Source organism: Haliovirga abyssi (assembly GCF_030295325.1).
GTDB classification, from domain to species: Bacteria; Fusobacteriota; Fusobacteriia; order Fusobacteriales; family Haliovirgaceae; genus Haliovirga; species Haliovirga abyssi.
In genome coordinates this window covers 1,442,244-1,465,763 of the sequence record NZ_AP027059.1, presented here as the reverse complement: position 1 = coordinate 1,465,763, position 23,520 = coordinate 1,442,244, and the positions used below count along the sequence as shown (strand labels likewise).

General features: G+C 26.5%; 20 protein-coding genes. All 20 read left to right on the top strand.

Annotated features, from left to right (window positions below; translation table 11 throughout):
• Positions 1-23 precede the first annotated feature (23 nt).
• The 20 genes from RDY08_RS06505 (at position 24) to RDY08_RS06415 (ending at position 23,512) form a co-directional block, all read left to right on the top strand.
• On the top strand, positions 24-1,217 hold the full coding sequence (locus RDY08_RS06505; protein ID WP_307903568.1) for a metallophosphoesterase family protein: 1,194 nt from the start codon (positions 24-26) through the stop codon (positions 1,215-1,217).
• A 156-nt stretch (positions 1,218-1,373) separates the two neighbouring features.
• On the top strand, positions 1,374-4,169 hold the full coding sequence (locus tag RDY08_RS06500; RefSeq protein ID WP_307903567.1) for an AAA family ATPase: 2,796 nt from the start codon (positions 1,374-1,376) through the stop codon (positions 4,167-4,169).
• 13 nt (positions 4,170-4,182) lie between these two features.
• Complete coding sequence (glmU, locus tag RDY08_RS06495; RefSeq protein WP_307903566.1) at positions 4,183-5,547, top strand: bifunctional UDP-N-acetylglucosamine diphosphorylase/glucosamine-1-phosphate N-acetyltransferase GlmU; 1,365 nt, start codon at positions 4,183-4,185, stop codon at positions 5,545-5,547.
• Between the two features lie 698 nt (positions 5,548-6,245).
• Positions 6,246-9,104, top strand: coding sequence for a hypothetical protein (locus RDY08_RS06490; RefSeq protein ID WP_307903565.1), 2,859 nt, complete (start codon positions 6,246-6,248; stop codon positions 9,102-9,104).
• Positions 9,105-9,121: 17 nt separating this feature from the next.
• Entirely contained in the window at positions 9,122-9,595 is a 474-nt protein-coding gene (locus RDY08_RS06485; protein WP_307903564.1) for a UCP033725 family protein, read from the top strand.
• 428 nt (positions 9,596-10,023) lie between these two features.
• The gene (locus RDY08_RS06480; RefSeq protein WP_307903563.1) at positions 10,024-10,566 is read left to right on the top strand and encodes a 2'-5' RNA ligase family protein; all 543 of its coding nucleotides are present in this window, start codon (positions 10,024-10,026) and stop codon (positions 10,564-10,566) included.
• A 339-nt stretch (positions 10,567-10,905) separates the two neighbouring features.
• The gene (locus RDY08_RS06475) at positions 10,906-11,523 is read left to right on the top strand and encodes a LysE family translocator (RefSeq protein WP_307903562.1); all 618 of its coding nucleotides are present in this window, start codon (positions 10,906-10,908) and stop codon (positions 11,521-11,523) included.
• A gap of 261 nt (positions 11,524-11,784) precedes the next feature.
• Positions 11,785-12,765: a S66 family peptidase gene (locus tag RDY08_RS06470; protein ID WP_307903561.1), complete on the top strand. Its 981-nt coding sequence runs from the start codon at positions 11,785-11,787 to the stop codon at positions 12,763-12,765.
• Between the two features lie 4 nt (positions 12,766-12,769).
• Positions 12,770-12,976, top strand: coding sequence for an HAD hydrolase-like protein (locus RDY08_RS11655; protein WP_372339422.1), 207 nt, complete (start codon positions 12,770-12,772; stop codon positions 12,974-12,976).
• A 74-nt stretch (positions 12,977-13,050) separates the two neighbouring features.
• The gene (locus RDY08_RS06465; protein ID WP_307903560.1) at positions 13,051-13,437 is read left to right on the top strand and encodes a hypothetical protein; all 387 of its coding nucleotides are present in this window, start codon (positions 13,051-13,053) and stop codon (positions 13,435-13,437) included.
• 103 nt (positions 13,438-13,540) lie between these two features.
• The gene (locus RDY08_RS06460; protein WP_307903559.1) at positions 13,541-14,107 is read left to right on the top strand and encodes a GNAT family N-acetyltransferase; all 567 of its coding nucleotides are present in this window, start codon (positions 13,541-13,543) and stop codon (positions 14,105-14,107) included.
• Positions 14,108-14,337: 230 nt separating this feature from the next.
• Entirely contained in the window at positions 14,338-16,143 is a 1,806-nt protein-coding gene (gene typA, locus RDY08_RS06455; RefSeq protein WP_307903558.1) for a translational GTPase TypA, read from the top strand.
• Positions 16,144-16,309: 166 nt separating this feature from the next.
• Positions 16,310-17,629, top strand: coding sequence for a PhoH family protein (locus RDY08_RS06450; protein WP_307903557.1), 1,320 nt, complete (start codon positions 16,310-16,312; stop codon positions 17,627-17,629).
• Between the two features lie 242 nt (positions 17,630-17,871).
• Complete coding sequence (locus RDY08_RS06445) at positions 17,872-18,516, top strand: DUF47 domain-containing protein (protein WP_307903556.1); 645 nt, start codon at positions 17,872-17,874, stop codon at positions 18,514-18,516.
• A 6-nt stretch (positions 18,517-18,522) separates the two neighbouring features.
• The gene (locus RDY08_RS06440) at positions 18,523-19,452 is read left to right on the top strand and encodes an inorganic phosphate transporter (protein ID WP_307903555.1); all 930 of its coding nucleotides are present in this window, start codon (positions 18,523-18,525) and stop codon (positions 19,450-19,452) included.
• A 226-nt stretch (positions 19,453-19,678) separates the two neighbouring features.
• Positions 19,679-20,860, top strand: coding sequence for a tryptophan synthase subunit beta (gene trpB / locus RDY08_RS06435; protein WP_307903554.1), 1,182 nt, complete (start codon positions 19,679-19,681; stop codon positions 20,858-20,860).
• Positions 20,860-21,657: a tryptophan synthase subunit alpha gene (gene trpA / locus RDY08_RS06430; RefSeq protein WP_307903553.1), complete on the top strand. Its 798-nt coding sequence runs from the start codon at positions 20,860-20,862 to the stop codon at positions 21,655-21,657. Before trpB ends, trpA begins: the two co-directional genes overlap by 1 nt.
• 42 nt (positions 21,658-21,699) lie before the next feature.
• Positions 21,700-22,725 carry a hypothetical protein gene (locus RDY08_RS06425; RefSeq protein WP_307903552.1) on the top strand — a complete coding sequence of 342 codons (1,026 nt, stop codon included), beginning with the start codon at positions 21,700-21,702 and terminating at the stop codon, positions 22,723-22,725.
• A 1-nt stretch (position 22,726) separates the two neighbouring features.
• Positions 22,727-23,092, top strand: coding sequence for a hypothetical protein (locus RDY08_RS06420; RefSeq protein ID WP_307903551.1), 366 nt, complete (start codon positions 22,727-22,729; stop codon positions 23,090-23,092).
• 48 nt (positions 23,093-23,140) lie between these two features.
• Complete coding sequence (locus tag RDY08_RS06415; RefSeq protein WP_307903550.1) at positions 23,141-23,512, top strand: hypothetical protein; 372 nt, start codon at positions 23,141-23,143, stop codon at positions 23,510-23,512.
• Positions 23,513-23,520 lie beyond the last annotated feature (8 nt).

Here is a 23,520-nt window from a genome sequence, read left to right as displayed (position 1 = left end):
GGCCCATAAAAAGGAGAAAAATTATGAAAATAATGCATATTTCCGATATACATTTAGGGCGAAAACCTGTTGGTGGACAAGGGTTATTTGCTAAAAAAAGATATGAAGATTATTTTAAAGCATTTCGAAAAGCTATTGAAATTGCTATTGAAAAAAAAGTCGACACTGTTTTAATTGCTGGAGATATATTTGATAAAAAAGAATTATATCCAGAAGTATTGGAAAAAACTGAAAATATATTAAAAAACTTAAAAGAAAATAATATTAATTGTGTTGTTATTGAAGGAAATCATGATAATATTTATTTTAATAAGGAGGTTGAATCTTGGATAATATATCTTGAAAAAAAGGGATATTTTAAAAGACCAACCTATTATTTTGAAAATGAAAAATATATTTTTGAGCCAGTAATTATAAATAATATTTATTTTTGGGGAGTAGGATATCCAGGAGCATTTGTAGATGAAGTTTTATTAGAATTATCTGATTTTATAGATGAAAAAGAAGAAAATATAATATTAGTACATACTGGAATTGCAAAAAATGACTTTTTAGCGGGAACAATTAATGGGGATATTTTAAATAATTTTAAAGGAAAAGTAAAATATATTGCTGGTGGGCATCTTCATTCATATGCAGAATATCCAAAAGAAAATCCATATTTTTTTCTACCTGGTTCATTAGAATATTGGGATTTGGCAGAAAATGGAGAAAAAAAAGGAGCTATAATTTTTGACACTGAAACTATGGAAAGAGAATTTATAACATTTAAAGATTTTATTAGAAAAAAAATAGATATAAAATTTGAAGTTGAAAGTAACAATATTAATCAATTTCAAGAGGAATTTATAAAAAAAATTGAAGATATAAAAATTGAAAAAGAGGAAGATATAGTAATTGTAGAGATGACTTTTAAAAAATATTTTTTTATAGATATTAACTGGTGTGAAAAAGCATTGGAAGAAAAAGGAGCATTAAAAGCTATTGTGAAATCTAAATACCCTAAAATTGAAAAACAGGGAAGCATTGGAGATATAAGTAAAAACATAGAGGAGATAGAGAAGGATATTATTATAGAATGGGAAAATGATTTTTCTGCAAATTCAGAAGAAACGGTAAAAGTTTTGGAAAAATTAAAAAATTTACAAGAGGAAAAACAAGAGGATATCTTTATAGATACTTTTGATCAGTTTTTAGAAAAAATAGTGCAAAGTTAAAAATAGATATTAAAGAACATTTAAAAAATAAGTTTTTAATATTTTATGATTAGACCACAAAAAAGTAGTTTTCTAAAATTATCGAGTATTTTACAATAAAATAGGAATGTTATTTTTAAACCATTCCTAAAATAAATTATATTAGGGGTCTTTAAATTGAGAATAAAAAAAGTTAAATTAAAAAATTATAGAGTACATAAAGATGTTGAGATAGAGTTTACTAATGGAATAAATCTATTATTAGGAAAAAATGGGAAAGGAAAATCATCAATTTTGGAAGCAATAGGGATGGTTTTATTTAATGTATCTCAAAAAGAAAGACCTAATAAAGATTCTATATTGTATGGAGAGAAATCAGCTGAAATATATGTGGAATTTGTAGGAGTAGATGGGAATGAATATGGAGTAAAGAAAAAAATTGGGACATCTCCTGTAAATGAATTAAGGGCACTTAATAAAAATGTAATATTAGCAAAAGGAACAAATGATATAAATATTGAATTGAAAAAAATTATTGGAATAGAAAATAATGTAAGTGCTATTTTTGAGAATGTAATTATGGCTTATCAAAATAAAATGGTGAATATTTTTACTGAAAAAGGAGAAAATAGAAAAAAATTATTTAATAAAATATTTAATACTCAAATTTATAGAGAAATATATGATAGATATTCAAAATCATTAGCTAATAAATATAATGATAGTTTGAATTTATTAATAGGAGAAATAAATGGATTAAAATCTAATTTGCAGGATTTAAATTTATTAAAAGAGAGTTTGGAAGAAAGAAAGATTAAAAAAGTAGATATTGAGAAAGAATTAGATAAACTAATTTTAGAATTAAATGATTTTGAAATTAAAAAAGAAAATTTTGAGAAAATAAAAAGAAAATTAGAAAAAGAGAGAGAATTAGAAAATGGCATATTAATAAATTTAGAAACAACTAAAAATTATATTTTAGAAAGAGAAGATGAACTTTTAAATTCAAAAGATGCTTTAAAAAAAGTTGTTGAAACTGAAAAAGATTATTTGAAATATGTAGAAGTAGAGAAAAAAATATCTGAATTAGAAAAGCTACATAAAGATAAATTAGAATTTGATTTAAAATTGAAAAAAATTAAAGAGGGAAAATTAAAATCAGAAAATCAAATATCTATTAATAAAAGTGAAATTAACAAATATATAGAATTAGCTAAAAAAGATAAAAATCAAATTTTAAAAAGCAAAGAAGAGGTTGAAAAGTTAGAAGAGGAATTAAATGAGATTAAAAAGAATGGAAAAGAGTATAGAAAATCAGAAGAAAAATTAGAAGAAGAAATTAATAATTATAAAAAAATATTTAATTCTATAAATGATCTTAATAATGAAAAAAAAATAAAAATAAAAGACAAGAGTAATACGGAAAAAAATATAAAATTAGAAGAAGAATTTTTACAAAAAAAAGATATTTTAGAAAAAGAGATAGATGATTATAATAAAAAAATAGAAGAAAAAAATAGTTTGAATAGAGAAATTGAAATTTTAAATTATAGAGTTAAAGAACTTAAAAATGCAGAGAAAAGTTTAATAAAAGGAGAATGTCCATATTTTGAGGAAAAATGTAAAAATTTAAATTCTATAAATACAAATAGATATTTTGAAGATACAAAAGAAAAATATGTAGAAAAAATAGATAATATTAATGAAAAATTGGAAAATTATAAAGAAGTAGAAAAGGAATTAAAGAAAATACAAACAGAAAAAAATAGACTAGAAGGACAATTGTCTAATATAAAAAGTGATAAATTAAAATTAGATAAGTTAAAATTAGAAATTGAAAATATAGATAAAAATATTGAAATAAAAAAATTAAAAAACAGAGAATATGAATTTACAAATGAAGAAAAAGAAAAACTGGATTTGAGTTTATCTAAAATAAAAAGTAAATTAGAAAATTTAATAGATGAATATAATAAAATAGAAAAGAGTAAAAAAAATAAATTAGAAGAACAAAGAAAATATGAAAAAAATATAGAAGAAAGTGAGAATTTAATAAAAAGCATAGAAGGAAAAAATGAAATTATTGAAACTAAAATAGAAAAATTAGATAAAGAGATAGAAGAATTAAAAAATATTCCTAATGAATTAGAAAAATTAACTATAGAGATAGATGAGTTGAAAGGAAAAAAGTTGATATTAAAAAAGAATTATGGAATATATCAAGAAAATATAAATAAATCAAAAGAATTAGATAGAATAGAAGAGAGTATAAAAAAAGAGGAACAAAAGAAAAAAGATTTATTAAAGAAACAATCTAAAACGGTTGAAGCGATAACAGAGTTAGAAGGGAAATTTATAAAAGAAGAATATGAAAATATTTTGTTAGAAATAAAAAACTTAAAATTAAAAAAAGAAAATATTGTAGAAGAGAAAATTGAGGTAAAACAAGAGATAGAGCATATAGAAAAAAATATAATAATAGAAAAGGAAAAGAGTAAGCAAATAAAAGAAAAAGAAAAAGAGGAAAAGAGAATAAATTTAAAAAACAGTTTATTAAAAGAATTTAGAGATGGATTAAATGAGTTAGGGCCTAAAATAGCTAAAAAGTTTATGGAAAAAATAGAAATTTTATCAACAGATAATTACAGAAAAATAACTGGAAGATCTGAAGAGGTGAAATTTTATGATAATTATAGTTTAGTATTAAAAGGTGCAAATATAGAAAAAAGTTTTAATATGTTATCTGGTGGCGAACAGATAGCAGTGGCAATATCAGTTAGAAGTGCAATGGCCAAGTTTTTATCAAATACAAATTTTGCAATATTTGATGAGCCGACTATTAATTTAGATGAAGAAAGAAGATTGGCTTTAGCAGATTCATTTAAAGAAATAGTTGGAAATTTAGAACAAGCTATAATTGTGACGCATGATGATACATTTAGAGAAATGGCACAAAATATAATAGAACTATAGGGAGGAAGATAAAGTGAAAGCAATAGCAATTATTTTAGCAGCAGGGCAAGGAACAAGAATGAAATCAAATTTACCAAAAATTTTACACAAAGTTAATGGGATTCCAATGGTAAAACAAGTTATAAAAGAATTAGATAAAGCAAAAGTTGAAAAAAATATTTTAGTATTAGGGCATAAGATAGATGAAGTTTTGGAAGAATTAGGCGAAGTTGAATATGTAGTGCAAAATGAGAGATTAGGAACAGGACATGCTGTAATGCAGGCAGAAGAAAAATTGAAAGATTATGATGGAATTGTAGTAGTTTTATGTGGAGATACACCACTTATAACTGCAAAAACTATAGATATGCTTATAAATGAGCATATAAATAATAAAGAGGCAGCAACAGTTTTAACAACAGATTTTGAAAATCCATTTGGTTATGGAAGAATTGTAAAAAATACAAGTGGAAATATAGAAGCGATTGTAGAAGAAAAAGAAGCTACAGAAGAGATAAAAGCAATAAAAGAGGTTAATACTGGTGTTTATTGTTTTGATTCCAAAAAATTATTTAAAGCTCTTCATAAAGTTGGAAAAAACAATGAAAAAGGTGAATATTATTTAACAGATGTAGTTAAAATCTTAAAAGAAAATGGAGAGAATGTAAAAACTCATAAAATTTCAGATAATAAAGAGGTTTATGGAGTTAATTCAAAAGTACATCTTTCAACCGCAGAAAGCATATTGAAAGACAGAAAAAATATGGAGTTAATGGAATCGGGAGTTACATTAATAGATCCAAGTACAACTTATATAGAGATGGATGTGAAAATAGGTAAAGATTCAATTATATATCCTGGAGCAATAATTCAAGGCAATACAGTAATTGGAGAAAATGTAACTATAATTGGGAATAGTAGAATAGTAAATAGTGAAATATCAGCTAATGTAGTTATAGAATCATCTGTAATAGAAGAGTCTGTAGTTGAAGAGGGCGTTACAATTGGACCTTTTGCGCATTTAAGACCAAAAGCTTATTTGAAAAAAAATGTACATATAGGTAATTTTGTAGAGATAAAAAAATCAACATTAGAAAAAGGGGTAAAAGCAGGACATTTAACATACATAGGAGATTCGGAAATAGGAGAAGATACAAATATTGGAGCAGGTACAATAACTTGTAATTATGATGGAAAAAATAAATTTAAAACTATAATAGGAAAAGATGTTTTTGTAGGAAGTAATACTAAGTTTGTAGCTCCAGTAGTAATTGGAGATAATGTTTTGATAGCAGCAGGATCAACGATTACAGAAGATGTGTCAAAGGATTCATTGGCAATAGCTAGAGCTAGACAAGTAGTTAAAGATGGATATTTAAAAAAAATTAAAAAAAGTTAAATTTTTTAGTTTAGGACATAAAAGTATCTATTTGAGTCATAAAAGTGCCTGTTCAGGTCGGAAAAGTATCTATTCAGGACAAAAGTGGGGTTTGACAGAATATAAATGGAGGAGTATAATAAGTCAACAATAGAGATTAAGCACATTTTTGATAAAGAAAAATTCCTCCGAATTTTTCATTCCCCACACGAAACAGGTGGCCCCACCACCTGTTTTTGATTTTTTTGGAGGGGGATAGATAGATTGGTTAAGTGGAGCAGTAAACATAAAGATAATGGATATAGTAAAATTTAATTTGAATAAAGATGGCGTGGTAACTTTATTCAAATTAGAAGAGTATAAAAAGATAAATAAAAAACATTTATTTGACGGATGAAATGGGGTTGGGAAATATGGTGCAAGGAATATTTGAGTAGTATTCAAAAAGTATTAAAAGATTAAAATTTAAAAAGAAATTATAATGTATATAGTTTATGATATAAGAATTTTATACTCATGTAAGTAATAAATTGCTGGCAAAGGCGGTATAGCTATTTGATGACATTGAATTGTATAATATGAAGTAATTTGCGTATATACGAACTATATGGAGGGATATGCGAAGGTGTGTTATGCGTGTATAAACGAGTTATCAGACAATATCAGTCTTAGTCCCTATTTTTGAAAAAAATAAAGTAGAAAGTAGAAAGGAAAGAGTTATGCTAGAAATATATAGTTACGATAGTTTAGGAGAAAGTGTAAGAACGGAAATAATATTAAAACCATTAACAACAGATGGAAGTGGAGAAAAAATCCATTTAACATCAAACTTTATAAAAGGTATGAACTTAGATTATAGTTCAAAAGTATACCAAATAAAAGGGTATTATCCAAATAATGATTATGAAGAAACAAAAGAAGGGATAAAATTAGCCAAATGGGCAGGGTTAGTAAATAGAAATGATTTTAATAACTCAACATCTTCTATAAGGAAAATAGAGATAAGAATAGTAAAAGCAGGTCAAGTAGAGCGAGAAATAAAATTTGAAGGATGTGCATTAAGCTATAAGGAAGAATATATAGGAGTAGAACACTATTTTTATTTAACATTAAGAGAAGTAGAGGAAATGCCATATTATAATAATCTGATATTTCCCAAAAGTGAAAAGATATTACAAATAACTTTTAAAGCATATAAAGAAAATAAAGGGTTAGATTTTGTATTTAAAAAATTGGGAGAAAGCTATAATTTATCAGAATATAAAGAAAGTAGCCATATATTATTAAATAATAATATAAAGAAAAAAGCAATGAGAAGACAAAAAGATTTACATATAAATTATTGGGTAATGGAATTATGGATATCTGCGTTAAGTAAAAATTTAGAAAAAGTAAGTTTTAGATTAAATGTATATTTATCAAAAGAAGGGTATGAAATATTATTAAATTATAAAAAACCATTAATGGAATTAAAAAGATTAATAGGAGCAGTAGGTAGTTATATAGCAGAAAAGATATTATCAAAAGAGCGAGTAGAATTGAAAAAAAGTGAATTATCATCTATAATGTATTTATATAGTAAAGATTTAAGAGAAGTAGTAGAGCAAGAAAATATAAAATTCAAAATAAGTAGAATTTTAGGAGAAGAGAAAGTAAAAAAATCAGGAAGTTCAGGAAGTTTAGTTGTAAGTATGAAGGCAAAAGAAGATGATAGAAGAATAGTGAATGAAGAAGAAAATTATGGTCCAATAAGGGAAGAATTTAAGGAAGAAGAATTAAAAAAAGAAGAAGAAAAAATAATAGGAATAAATTATCTTTATCAAGACGGAAGTGCAGTAGAATCAGCTTATTATAAAATATTAGATAAAAATGGAGAACTATTCCAAGAAGGAAAATTAGATAAAAATGGAAAAATATTAATAGAAGGCAAGATTCCAGAGGGAGAATTAGAAGCACATTTAGGAGAAGATGAAAGAAAGTATAAACCAGAAATAAAACCAGAAGTAAATCCAAACTATAATCCAAGAGCGAGTATAGAAGAGATATTAACAAAAGAAGAGTCTATAAAAGAGGATAGTTGGTATGAAGAAATATATAATAAAACCTTAAAAGGATTAAAGGAAGCAGGAAATTGGAGTAAAGGGGTATTATTAGGAGATTTTGAAGAAAATCCAACAACAGGACAAATAATAGCAAGAATGCTATTAACAATGATACCAGTAATAGATCAAATAGGAGATATAGAGGATATAGTAGCGAATATATTACATTTATGTGATGAGAGTGAGGAAAATGATCAACAAGCATGGCTAGGTTTAATATTAACCACAGTAGGAATGATTCCAGTAGCAGGAAGTGCATTAAAAGGTATATTTAAAATAATATTAAAAGAAACAGGAGAAGCAGCTCTAAAAGGAATGTTAAAATTACTAAGGAAAATGGGAAAGGGAGACCCAATAAAATTTTTAGAGAAATTAGATTGGGAGAAATTAAGAAAAAGTAGTACAAAGAATTTACAAAAGGTATTTGATAGTAGTATAGATGGATTTAAGAAAATAAAAGAAAAGATACCAGGAATAGGGAAATTTAAAGAGTTAATAGAAACATTAGAAGATATAATAAATAGATTAGAAAAATTAAAAGTACAGATAAATAGAAGAGTAAAAGAGTTTTTTGAAGAGATGCAAGATAAATTAAGCGAGATATTAAGTAATAAAGAATTGGTGGAAGCAAATACAGGAATAAGAGTAAAAGTGAAGGCAGTACCAAAATCAAGCTATAAAGAGATAGAAGACATAAGGGAAATAAAGAAAACAGAAGTAAGAGAAGGGAATGTAATAGCCAAGACAGAGGAAAGTGAATTAGAGAGAAAAAGCTTAGAAGAAAGAGCAGTAAAAAATGCAGATGAAGTATTGAAGATAGAGGGAAGATTTACAAGGAAGTATGTAAAAGGGTTGAAAAGTTCAGAGGAAATAATAAAGAAAAGGGTATTGAAATTAGGAAAAGATATGAAATATTTTAAGAAATTATTATTAAAACAAGGGGATGAGTTAAGCGAAAGTGAAGCAAAATTTATAAAAGAAGTAAGAGATAGTATCTCATCGCCAACAGAAGATACGTTGTTGCAAAAAGTTATGCCAATAGAGAAATTAGATGATATATTTAATTATACAACAATAAGAGGCTGTACAGCAAAAGCAGGAGATGTACAAGATTTAAAAACTATAGAAGAGATATATGATGGGTTAAGATTAGATTATGAAGGTTCATTATTTACAGAAGCAGATAAATGTGTAGCAATAAGATATAAGGTAGAAGAACCAGAATATTTAACAGTACCATATTCAAAGAAAATAGATATAAATACAAAGAAAATGGATAACATAGATAGTCCGCAAACAGGGCATGGATTTATAAAGAATGACAGATGTATACCAGAATATGAAAGTTGGATAAAAGGAAAACCTGAAGGGTTAATGCCAACAGAAGGAGAAGTATATATAGTATCAAAAGATGGCAGTGAAGAATTGATAGGAGAATTTAATTCTAAAAAAGAAATATGGAAAAAATTAAAATAAAAAGAGGTGTATAGTTAATGGAAATAAAGAATGGAAGAAAAGCAATATACAAAGGGAAAGAATATAGAGTTTTAAGAATAAAAGGAGATAAAACCAAAGTAGAATTAATATCACATGATGAGGAAGACTTAGTAGAAAATGGATTTGAATTAGTTTATAATGAGAGAACTAAACTACCAGAAATAGGAATATATAGCAAAATAGTTCCATTGGAAGAAATAGAGAATGCATATAGTTTAAGAACAATTATATGGTATAAGGGGAGAGATTTTTATATACATAATGAAGCAGAAAATGGATATTTTAGAGTATTTGGTAGTTGGGAATTTCAAAAAAAACATAACTTAGAAATAATAAGTGTAGATGGACCAAATGACTTAACATTAAAAATCCCAAAAGCAGAAGTAGAAAAGGTAGAATTGGAAAAAGAAGGTATTTTAGGCTTTGAAGTATCCGAGGATGAAAGATTGATGGAGATAGAGTTAGATTAAAAGAGTAAAATCCTTTCTGGGGGGATAAAACTAATCAGACTGCTATCATCTGATAACAACGTGCAGACGCCATCATTTCGAGAAACGCTACGCTGGCTCTCACTGACGGCGTCTTGCACTGAACCGTTATATAAAATAATTAAATAAGAGCTTTAATCAACACCTAACTTATAGACATACAGAACGAAGGAATTTAGGACATAGATCCTGTTAGACATGGGATGTTTGTTGCTATAAGAATATTAGGGATTACCACGCCAAAAAAAATAAAATGACAAACGTTTTATTAAAGTGCGTCTAATTTTCTTAAAAGCATATAAATATTGTTTATAGTCTATAAGAACTCATATTTTATAAATTGGTTTATAATGAAAAACTGCGAAAAATAAGAAATAACGAAATAATTTTAATTATAATAGGGAGGGAATATGCAACAATTAGATCCTAGTAAAGTTGAAGCATCAGCTATTGATTTTACTATAGAAGAGTTAATACCATATATTCAGCCATATAGAGAAAAATATACCAAAGATGGAGCTATTGGGATGCTTCCTCATATTTCAATCATATATCCTTTTTTTCGTAACTTAAGTGATATTAACAATAATTTAAGTCGTCTTGAAAAATTATGTAATACAATTTCAAAAATAGACATTTCAATTACTGATATAGGATATTTTATGTCTAACGAAATAATGTATTTCAAACCTACTCTACAAGAACCTATATTAGATGTCATAAAGAAGTTTGCAACTGAATTTATCGAAACACCTCCTTATAATGGTAAAATTTCAATAGATAACTTATCTGCACATATAACTATTAGTTCAAGTAAGAATCATAATGTCCAGATAGAAAAAGAGTTAGCTTTACTAAAAGAAAAAATACCCCCAAATATTAAACTTAATAAGATTAATTTAAATATAAAATACGATGGGAAATGGATAAACTACAAAACATTTCAATTGTAAAATTATTTAACAACTTTATATAACAGACAATATATGCTCCGCTTCGCTGCGATCTTCGACAAATCTAACACTGCGTGTTAGACTTCATATATCGTCGGGATGTTATGTACTATCTTGCACGTGTGATTAAAAATATAAGGACAGTATTTTTGATTTATTTTTAGTATATGCTCCTTCAAAAAATATAGAAATTTAACAAAATCAAGATTACATATGCTTATGCAGAACAATGATATAAATTGATTTATCAAAATATAAACTTATCTATAAATACAAATAAGAAAAATATTCGTATCTAAAGTTATTTTATAAGGAGTATCGAAGAAGAAAGGAGAAAATATGCAGAAAATATTTTTTAAAGGATTAACAACAGGATTATTACTACAAATGGCAATCGGACCTGTTTTTGTTTTTATTGCGAAGATATCTTTGCAAAATGGAGCAACAACTGCTTTATCTGCGGTGATTGCTGTAACAATTGTAGATTATATTTATATAATTTTAGCTATAATGGGAGTGGGGAAAATTCTAGAGGAAGAAAAAACCAAAAGAATAGTTGGGTTTATTAGTTCGGTTATTTTAATTATATTTGGATTACTAATGATTGTGAAAGGGATTAGTTTTATGCCAAAAAATATTCAAGTTGAAATAATAAATAGTGGATTAAAACAAAGTTTCATTTTAGCTTTTATATTAACAATTTCAAATCCATTAACTATTGTTTTTTGGACGAGTATATTTACTGCAAAAATGATAGAATATTCTATGGGTAAAAAGGAATTGATAGTGTTTGGAATTGCTTCAGGATTAGCCACTTTTTTGTTTCTTGGTTTATGTGTAATAATATTATCATTTATGAAAACAATGATTCCAGAAAAGGTGATTCAAATATTGAATATACTGGTAGGACTACTGTTGATTGTATATGGTATTATAAGAAGTATTAAAACAAAGTAAAAAAAGATAGCACTAAAAAACTTTTCTTTAGAATATAGAAAAGTCTATGGAATCAAGGATTTAAGATGTATAATAAATGCAAAACTGAACTTTTTCGGTAGAATCAGAACATAAATAAGAACTCATATTTTATAAATTGGTTTATAATGAAAAACTGCAAAAAATAAGAAATAACGAAATAATTTTAATTACAATAGGGAGGATACTTATTAATAGCAAAAGTAGAAAAATCACTAAAGAATTAATTGAGAAAGGAAAAAGATGATGATATTTCCAGAGAAATTAAAAAGAGGAGATGAAATAAGAATAATAGCTCCTTCAAAAAGTTTGAGTTTAATAAGTGAAGAAACTAGAGATATTGCAAATAAATGTTTTGAAGAAATGGGATTAAAGGTTAGCTTTTCAAAAAATTGCGAAAAATCAGATGAATTCGATTCATCCTCAATTGAAGAAAGAATAGAAGATTTACATGAAGCATTTTTAAATAAAAAAATTAAAGGTATTTTTACAGCACTTGGAGGATACAATGCAAATCAAATGTTAAAATTCATAGATTATGAACTGATAAAAAATAATCCTAAAATAATTTGTGGTTATTCGGATATAACAGTATTATTAAATGCGATATATAAAAAAACGGGTATGATAACTTATTTAGGACCATATTATTCAACATTTGGGATGAAAAAAGGTATAGATTATACAAAAAATTATTTTAAAAAGATTTTTTTTAATAATGAAGATTTTATAGTTGAAAAATCATTAGAATGGAGTGATGATTTATGGTTTTTAGATCAAGAAAATCGAATTTTTTATAAGAATGAAGGATATAGAATTATAAATAAAGGTATAGGAAAAGGAAAAATAATTGGAGGAAATTTATCTACATTAAATTTACTGCAAGGAACTGAATATATGCCGAATTTGGAAAATACAATATTATTAATTGAAGATGATAAATTAACTTTTCCAGAAAATTTTGATAGAGATTTACAATCGTTAATACAACAACCAAATTTTGAAAAAGTAAGAGGTATAATATTTGGAAGATTTCAAATAACATCAAAGATGAAAGAAGAAATATTTTTGAAGATAATTCAATCAAAAAAAGAATTAAGAAATATTCCAATAGTATCAAATGTAGATTTTGGACATACAACACCACAAATTACTTTTCCGATTGGAGGTTTTTCAGAAATAAATTTAGTTGATAAAGTTGAAATTAAAATAAGTGTAAAATAAAAAAATATATCAAATTATAAAGATTAATATATATAAAAATGAAGTGATACATATAGGGGATTCTATTGGAAGTGATATTTTAGGAGCAAAAAATTGTGGTATAAAATCAATTTGGTTAAAAAGAAATAAAATTAATAGAACGAATGAATCCATAGAAAATATTTGTATAGATTTAAACGAAGTAAAGAATTTTATAGAAACTAAGATTTAAAGTGGAAAAAGTTATGAATAAATTATAGTTATAGTGCTATTAAAAGTTAAAAGATAATTGGAGGAGATAAGAAGATGTTTAATTCTAAATATTGTGAAGTTGATTTATTGGAAAAAGAAAAGGCGGTTTATTGTAAATGGAAAAAATTCTGTGAATATGATAATTATAGGAAACCGTTAATATATGGATTAAAACTAATTCAGAATAATAATTTAAAAAATTGGATAACATATGCAAATGATGGATTTGAAAATAATCCTGATGATACAGAATGGTTATTAAATGAATTTTCTCCCAAGATAAAGGATAGTACTTGCAAAAATATTTTTTTTATTGTTGAACCAAATAATAAACTAATAGAAGAAGTTATTAATCAAAAGCGAGCATTGTCAAAAAATTTTAATGTAGAAATTTGTAACAATATTAATGAAGTACGAAAACTAATAAAGATTTTAAATTAGAAAAAACTTACCCATTCCTGTGGGCAGCATCGATGAAGAAAATTAGTATATGATGGATTTGAATATGAATGGAAATAGTCAAAAATGATATTGGAGGGGTGAAATGAAGAGGCTATTTAAACTAAAATTGAGAGAATTACAGTTGGGAGATATTGAAGACTACCAAGTATGGACACATCCATCAAGAATTTATCACAAATACAATGGGCCATATTACAAACATGCGAATGAAAAAGAACATGAGGAAAACATCAAAACTCTTCGTAGTAGACTTGAATCAGGAGAACAGAACGTATTGGGAAACAGAGAAATAATAGCTGATATGGAAACTAATGAAATAATAGGCCTTGTAAATTGGTATTGGAAGTCAAAAGAAACTAATTGGCTAGAAGTAGGAATAGTAATTTTCAACGAAAACTATTGGGGCTGTGGAATTGGATATAAAGCTTTAGCATTATGGATAGATAAAGTGTTTGAGACTAAAGATGAATTGGTAAGGATAGGTCTAACTACATGGTCTGGAAATGTGCGAATGATGGGATTAGCAGAAAAACTAGGGTTGAAAAAAGAAGCTGAATATAGAAATGCTAGAATAGTAAACGGTGTGTATTATGATTCAGTCAGCTATGGAATATTGAAAGAAGAATGGGAGATGTTGAAACACGAGTAATAATTTTGTATCTAAATAATTAATAGTTGGATGGACATTCTTTCCAAAGATATGTGCATCTTTACTACCTGATTATGATAAGAATAAAAAATTATAAAATAAGTTAAATTTTATGGTACTAAATATAGTTTATTTATAAAAAATATTACGAAAATTATAATTACATTGACAAAATTAAAATAAAGGTATAAAATAGGTAGTATTTTAATTTTATGGAGGAGATATATTTAATGAAAAAAATAAGAAACATTGCAATCATTGCCCATGTTGATCATGGAAAGACAACACTTGTAGATGCTATGCTGAGACAATCAGGAGTATTTAATAGTCATGAAACCGTTACTGATAGAGTTATGGATTCTAATGACTTGGAAAAAGAAAGAGGAATAACAATATTTTCTAAAAATGCATCATTAAATTATGATGGATATAAAATAAATATTGTGGATACTCCAGGACATGCTGATTTTGGTGGAGAAGTACAAAGAATTTTAAAAATGGCTGATTCAGTATTACTACTAGTAGATGCGTTTGAAGGACCTATGCCTCAAACTAAATATGTATTGAAAAAATCATTGGAATTAGGACTTAGACCTATTGTTGTTATAAATAAAATTGATAGACCAAATAGTAGACCAGAAGATGTGGTTGATATGGTTTTTGATCTTTTTGTAGAGCTTAATGCAAATGAAGCTCAATTAGATTTTCCAATAATTTATGCTTCAGCAAAAAATGGGGTATCAAAATATAATTTAGAAGATGATAATGATAATTTAATTCCATTACTAGAAACAATTGTAAAACATGTTGATGAACCTGAAGGAGATGAAAATGCTCCATTACAAATGTTAGTAACAACAATTGAATATGATAACTATATAGGAAAAATGGGAACTGGAAAAATCCATAACGGAAAAATAAAATTAGGGGAAGAAGTAGTTTTATTAAAAAGAGATGGAGAGAGATTACTATATAGAATATCAAAAATATATACATATAATGGTTTGAAAAAAGTAGAAATAAAAGAAGCTTCTGCTGGAGATATTGTAACTGTAGCAGGACTTGAAATGGTAGATGTAGGAGAGACTATTGCAGATAGAGAAAATCCAATACCATTACCAATTATAGATATTGATGAACCAACACTTGCAATGACATTTATGGTAAATGATTCTCCATTTGCAGGAAAAGAAGGAAAATGGATTACATCAAGAAATATATGGGATAGATTACAAAAAGAATTACAAACTAATGTTAGTTTAGTAGTAGAAAAGACAGAATCTGCTGATGCTTTTATAGTAAAAGGTAGAGGAGAATTACAATTGTCTATTCTTATAGAAAATATGCGTAGAGAAGGTTATGAACTACAAGTTTCTAAACCACAAGTAATTTTTAGAGAATTAGATGGTAAAAAAACAGAACCATTAGAACTTGCTTTAATAGATGTTCCAGATGAATTTGTAGGAGTTGTAATAGAAAAACTTGGAATCAGAAAAGGTGAAATGATTAATATGATTCAAGGTAATGACGGATATACAAGATTGGAATTTAAAGTTCCAGCAAGAGGACTAATTGGATTTAGAAATGAATTTATGACAGAAACAAAGGGAACTGGAATAATAAATCATAGTTTTTATGAATATGAATTTTATAAAGGTGAAATTCCATCAAGAACAAGAGGTGTATTAATATCTATAGATAATGGTGTTTCAGTAGCATATTCACTATTTAACCTTCAAGATAGAGGTACTATATTTATACCTGCTGTAACTGAAGTTTATGAAGGAATGATCATAGGAGAACATAGTAGAGAAAATGATTTAGTGGTAAATGCGTGTAAAGGTAAAAAATTAACTAATACAAGGTCTTCTGGAACTGATGAAGCTGTAAAATTAGTACCACCAAGACAATTTACTTTAGAACAAGGATTAGAATATATAGCTGATGATGAACTTTTAGAAGTAACACCTAAAAGTATCAGAATGAGAAAAAAAATATTAAATGCATCATTAAGAAAAAGAAGTAAAAAAAATTAATTATATTAATATAAATTTATATTAACTGTAGGGGTCGATTCCATATCGACCCTTTTTTATATAATATTAATTTTATTAAAAGGAAAAATAAAAAAATCTCGTATAATATTTTATAACTGAATTTTATTATAAGTTCAGATTATAGATTAAGAAAGGGGTGGCAACGATGATAAAAGTATATATTCTTGATACCAATGTATTAATTCATGATCCAGAAGCAATTTTTAGTTTTGAGGACAATGAAGTGATATTGCCAATTTATGTAATTGAGGAAATTGATAAACTAAAGAAAGAACAAACAGAAGTAGGAAGTGCGGCTAGGAGAACTGCTAGAAATATAGATAAATTAAGGGAAAAAGGAACATTATCAAATTGGATAAAATTAGATAACGGTGGATATTTTAAAGTAGAAACAAAAGGGAATTTTAAAAATTTACCTGATGCTTTGCAAAATGAAGTTATGGATAATAGAATTTTATCTGTAGCCTATGAGATAAGTAATGAGAATAGCGAAAAAGAGATTATTTTTGTAACGAAAGATATAAATATGAGAATTAAGGCTGATTCTTTAGGATTAGAAGTTCAAGATTATGAAACGAATAAAATTAGAATAGAAGAATTTTATACAGGTAATTTAGATATAGAAGTTGAAGATGAAAAAGTGAATGAATTTTATAATAATGGATATTTGAAAAGGAAAGAGATAGGAGAGATTAATCTTTATCCAAATCAAACAGTTACAGTGATTTCGAAAAAAAGTCATAAAAAACAAGGATTAACTGTATATAAAAAAAATAAAGATAGATTAAAAAAGATGACTTTTGGAAAAGCTTCTATTTGGGGAGTGGATGGAAGAAATAAAGAACAAAAATATGCAATAGAATTATTAATGGATATGGATATAAAAGTGGTTACGTTAATAGGTAAAGCTGGAACAGGTAAAACTTTATTAGCTCTAGCAACAGGATTGGAACAAGTGGTAGAAAGACACTTATATAAAAAACTGTTTATAGCAAGGCCAATTATGCCAATGGGAAAAGATTTAGGATATTTACCTGGTGGAGAAAAGGAGAAACTAAAACCTTGGATGCAACCGATATATGATAATTTAGCTTTTTTATCAGCAAATAAAGAAGGAAAAGAAGCAGAAAAGTTAGCTGATTCATTAGAAGCTATGGGACTTTTAAAAATAGAAGCATTGACATATATAAGAGGTAGATCAATTCCAGCAGGTTTTATTATAATAGATGAAGCACAAAATTTAACTCCACATGAGATAAAAACAGTAATTACAAGAGCAGGAGAAGATACAAAAGTTATATTTACTGGAGATCCATATCAAATAGATAATCCTTATTTAGATGCAAATAGTAATGGATTAACATATTTAGCAGAAAGATTAAAAGGGGAAGAAATTTCAGGGCATGTTACTTTATTAAAAGGAGAACGATCAGAATTAGCGGAAATAGCAGCAAAATTATTATAAAATAAAGCAGAAAAAAGCAAGGATATTTAACGCAGAGTCACAGAGAACGCAAAGCTACGCAGAGATATTTAGTAACGAATATAAGTGAATATATATGAATATATGTAGATAAAAGATTTTTTAATTTATTTAATAGGAAAATATAAATTTGTTTAGAAAAGAAACTATACTATTTTATAAAATGTTTATATTTTACAGGATAAAGTATAGCTTCTTTTCTATTTTGGAAAGAGGAGATAAATGTGAGTAAAAAAATTAGAATTGAAGATTTAAGATTAGAATTGGAAAGTTATATGGATAAAGTAATAGAAACATATAAGCAGTTTGAATATTCAATTGTAAAATATATGGAACAGGGGTTAATCTTGGAAGTTGAAGATGAGTTTTTAAAAATACATAAATTAGAATATGAAGCAGACATTTTAAGGAGAAAATTAATAGAAAATATTATTAAAAGTGAAATGCTATTAAAAAGTATGGAAGAATTTATTAGATTAATTGAATTGATAGATAAAATTGCAAATATGTCAGAAACAATTATTGATAATATTTTAGTAAAAAAGATTGATGAAAATAAAATAGATATTAATATTATAAAAGAAATATTAACCATAACAGAAAATCAAGTTTTACGGTTGAAAGATGCAGTATCGAACCTATTTTTAGATTTTGATATTGCATATAAAAAAGCAAGAGAACTTGAGATAGATGAACAATCAGTTGATGAACTGGAAAGAAAATGTTTGAAAAAATTAAGAGATAGTGAAATATCTTTAAATGGTAAAATTTATTATAGGGATTTTATTAACAAAATAGCAGATATTTCAGATTTAATAGAAGATATAGGAGATGAAGTAGAGAAAATATCTACAATAAGAAGGGTGTAGATTAATATGATTATATTTATAATAATAGCAGTTAGTTTTGTAGGATGGAATCTTGGAGCTAATGATGCATCAAATATTTTTGGAACAATTATATCAAATAAGATATTAAAATTTAAAACAGCTGGGATAATAGGGACCATATTTGTTATATTGGGAGCGGTTATAGGTGGTAAAAATGGGATAGAAACATACAATTCTTTATATAATGGACAGGATTTAAAAATAGCATTAGCAATATCTTTTGCAGCAGGTATTTCTGTTTTGATAATGACAATATTTAAAATACCAGTTTCAACAACTCATTCAATTTTAAGTGGAATAGTTGTATCGGCTTTAATTTCAGGGAATATAAATGTAGCACCATTATTTAAAATTTTTACATCTTGGTTTTTGAGCCCAATTGGGGCAATGGGACTAGGATATATTATATATAAAATTTCAAGAAAATTTATAAGAAATAAGATTAAAAATGTTTTAGTATTTAATAAATTTATAAAAATATTAGCAATTTTAATAGGAATATATGGTAGTTATAGTCTAGGGGCTAATAATGTTGCAAATGTTGTAGGAATATTTGCTAAAGGTACAAATTTTTCTATTAATTTATGGTTAATATTAGGCGGAATATCAATATCATTTGGATTGGTAACATATAGTAAGCGAGTTATGAAAACAGTGGGATTAGATATAGTATATTTAGATAATTATGGTGCGTTAGTTGCGGTACTAGCAAGTGCAATAGTAATACATCTATATTCTGTAATAGGAGTCCCTGTGTCAAGCTCTCAAGCAATAGTTGGAGGAGTTATTGGGGTAGGAATGACAGAAAGCGTGAGAAATATAAATTATAAAATAATATTAAAAATAGTATCTGGATGGATATATTCTATTTTGATTTCAGGATTTTTAACGTTTATATTTATAAAATTATTATAAAGTTAAATAAGGAGAATAAGAAACTGAAAATGTAAAAAAATGTTTGATTTGCCATAAAGCCTTTTTCTATTGACAAAAAGTTTGAAATTGTAGTAAAATGTATGAGAAGAGTAGTTTTATTAATTGTAAATTTAAAAGAAGCAGATAAAATTTCACCTATAAAAAGTTGAAACATATTAAAAGAATTTAATAATAGAGGAGGTGGCTCGGTGTTAGCCGAGGTAATATGAAAAAAGAAACAGGACATTTTGGAATTTTTGGTGGACAGTACGTTCCGGAAACACTTATGCCAGCATTAGAAGAACTAGAAGAAAATTATAATAAATATAAGAATGATAAAGATTTTTTGGACGAATTAAATTATTATTTAAAAGAATATGTTGGAAGAGAAACTCCTCTTACATTTGCTGCAAATGTAAGTAAGGAATTAGGAGCTAAAATATATTTAAAAAGAGAAGACCTAAATCATACTGGAGCTCACAAAATAAATAATACAATAGGACAAATTTTACTTGCTAAAAGAATGGGGAAAAAGAGAATTATAGCTGAAACAGGAGCAGGACAACATGGAGTAGCTACAGCTACAGTTGCAGCACTTTTTGGATTAGAATGTGAAATATTCATGGGAGAAGAGGATATAAAAAGGCAATCTCTAAATGTATTTAAAATGAAACTTTTAGGTGCAAAAGTTAATCCAGTAAAATCAGGAACAGCAACGTTAAAAGATGCTATGAATGAAGCCATAAGAGATTGGGTTACAAATGTAGAAAATACTTTTTATATAATAGGAACAGCAGCAGGACCACATCCATATCCAATTATGGTAAGAGATTTCCAATCAGTTATAGGAAAAGAAGCTAAAAGACAAATTATGGAAAAAGAAGGAAGATTACCTGATTATTTAATTGCTTGTATTGGTGGTGGAAGTAATGCGATGGGGCTATTTTATCCATTTGTAGAAGATAAAAGTGTTAAATTAATAGGAGTAGAAGCAGCTGGATTTGGTCTTAATTCTGGAATGCATGCAGCATCAATTACAGGTGGGAAAGTTGGAATTCTACATGGAAATAGGACTTATTTATTACAGGATGAAAATGGACAGATATTAGATACTCATTCTATTTCAGCTGGACTAGATTATCCAGGAGTAGGGCCAGAACATAGTTATTTTCATAGTATAGGAAGAGGGACATATGTCTCTGTAACTGATGATGAAGCGTTAGAAGGGTTTAAATTTTTAACTGAAAAAGAGGGAATAATACCAGCTTTGGAAAGTTCGCATGCTCTTGGATATTTATTGAAATTAAAAGGAAAATTAAAGGAAGATGATATAGTAATATTAAATGTATCAGGACGTGGTGACAAAGATATGAATACAGTTGCAAAAGTTTTGGGGGTGGAATTATAATGAATATTTCAGAAAAATTTAAAAAATTAGGGAAAAATAATGAAAAAGCTCTTATAACATATGTAGCTGGTGGAGATCCAAATTATGGCAGTTCCAAAAAAATAATAAAAGCATTAATAAAAGGTGGAGCGGATATTGTTGAAATTGGAATACCATTCTCTGATCCAATGGCAGATGGGCCTGTAATACAAGCTGCTGCAGAAAGAGCATTGAAAAACAAATTTTCATTAAAAGATGCTCTAAAATTAGTTGGAGAATTAAGAGAAGAAGATATAGAAAACCCACTTTTATTTATGAGTTATTATAATCCTATTTACAGTTATGGAATAGAAAAATTTATAAAAGATGCAAAGAAGGTAGGAGTTAATGGGGTAATTATACCAGATTTACCACCTGAAGAATCAGATGAATTCTATATTATAGCTGAAGAATATGATTTTAATTTAATAATGTTTTTAGCTCCAACAATGACAGAAGAAAGATTAGAAAAAGTTATATCAAGAGCTAATGGATTTATATATTTTGTATCTGTAGCAGGGATAACAGGTGCTAGAAAAAATGTAAATGAAAATTTGGAAAATTTAATAAAAAAAGTAAAAGAAAAAACAGAGATTCCAATTGGAATTGGATTTGGGATTTCAAGTAAAGAACATGTAAAAGGAATATCTAAATTTGCAGATGCTTCAATTGTAGGAAGTGCAATAGTTAGGAAAATAGAAGAAAATTTAGATAATGAGGAGAAAATGTTAGAAGAGATAGAGGAATTTGTGAGAGAATTAAAAAGTGGGACTAAATAAAACATTAAAATTTTTAATGTTTTAGGGAGGAATATAAAATTTATGAAAATGCATAGATATGAAGAAAAAGGATTTAAAACAGAATTACATCTAGTAGGCGAAAAAGACACAATAGTTTTAAAAGGAAAGTCTTTAACAAATTTAATTATGAAATATAAAGCAAAGATGTTTTTTATATCAGGAAGAATATTGGAAGATGATTTCGAAAGTTTAAAATTAGCAAAATGGAGTTTAGTTTCATCAGAAAAAAAAGAGCATTTGAGAAAAATGATATTAAGGATAGTAAAAGCAGATAATATAGTGAGAGAAATAGAAATAAATAATGTACATGTTATAAATTATGATGGAAATTATGGGACAATGACTTATTCAATATCGTTAGCTCAACACAATAGGAACAGTGCATATAAATCAATGCCAGTAGAAACAAAATATGGAAGAGGATATTTAGTATTACAAGGGAAAGATGAAAAAACAAATATGTTTTTAAATAATATATCTTTAGGATTAAATGCAGCAGGAAGCTTAGTAGTTTTAAATGCAGGAAAAAATGTGGCATTAAGATATTTAGGGATAGGAACGAAAAGCTTTATTCAGACAGATATGAGTTTTTTAGCGAGATTTAATTTATATTATTTAGCAACTCATGGAACAAACTTAGTAATATCAACATCAGCAGATATATATTTTAAAGCAATAGGATATGAAGAAGGAGTAGGGAAAGTTAATCCGTTGAAAACTATTTATGAAGAACTTGGAGCATTAATTGGTAAAAGTTTTGATAAAAGTAGAGGTGGAAACTATTATGAAAAAAAAGGTAAAAATATTGGTAAAGAAGCGTACAATTGGGTGGATTTATCGGGAGCGTTACTTGGTGCAGGAACTGATTTGAAAGAAGTAACCAATTCATTGAAATATGGAAAAAACATAAGTTACAGAATAAAATTTAATAAAAATTTTACTTATGCAGTAAGAAAATATAAAATGTCATATATGATATTAGCAGGGGGAGCAACAGCGAGAGATATAAATCCTATTATAAGTGATTCTAAAGAGTTGAGTAAGTAAAATGTATAAAAAAAATAAATTTAAAGAAAATTTAAAAATGTATATATTAAGAGGGCTTATACCAAGCATTTATGGAACAATATCTATAGGAGTATTTGATAATTCTTTTTTCATTGGAGATATACCTGCAGTTTTAATTTTGTCAATACCATTATTTTTTATAGTAAGTTTTTTTATATTTGTATTAGAAAGTACAGTGATAAAACTTTTTAAAGATGGAATATCAGGAAAAATAATATTATTTTTTGCAATCTTAATAGCTTTTCTTAGAAGTTATGTAATGGGGAATTTGTTTGATACATTACCAGGTTTTCTAGAACTTATGATTTATGGCTCAGTAGTGATATGGCTGGAAAAGAGAATATAAAAAAACAAATAAATGGAGGGACAGATATGAAAGAGTTGAGAAAATAAAATGTATAAAAAAAATAAATTTAAAGAAAATTTAAAAATGTATATATTAAGAGGGTTTATACCAGGGTTTTGTGTAACAATATATGTTGGAGTAGATAAAAATATTGATTTTTTTTATATTAGATATATACTTGCAGTTTTAATTTTGTCAATACCATCATTTTTTATAGTAAGTTTTTTTATATTTGTATTAGAAAGTACAGTGATAAAACTTTTTAAAGATGGAATATCAGGAAAAATAATATTATTTTTTGCAATCTTAATAGCTTTTTTTAGAAGTTATGCAATGGGGAATTTGTTTGATACATTACCAGGTTTTCTAGAACTTATGATTTATGGTTCAGTAGTAATATGGTTGGAAAAGAGAATATGAATAAATGG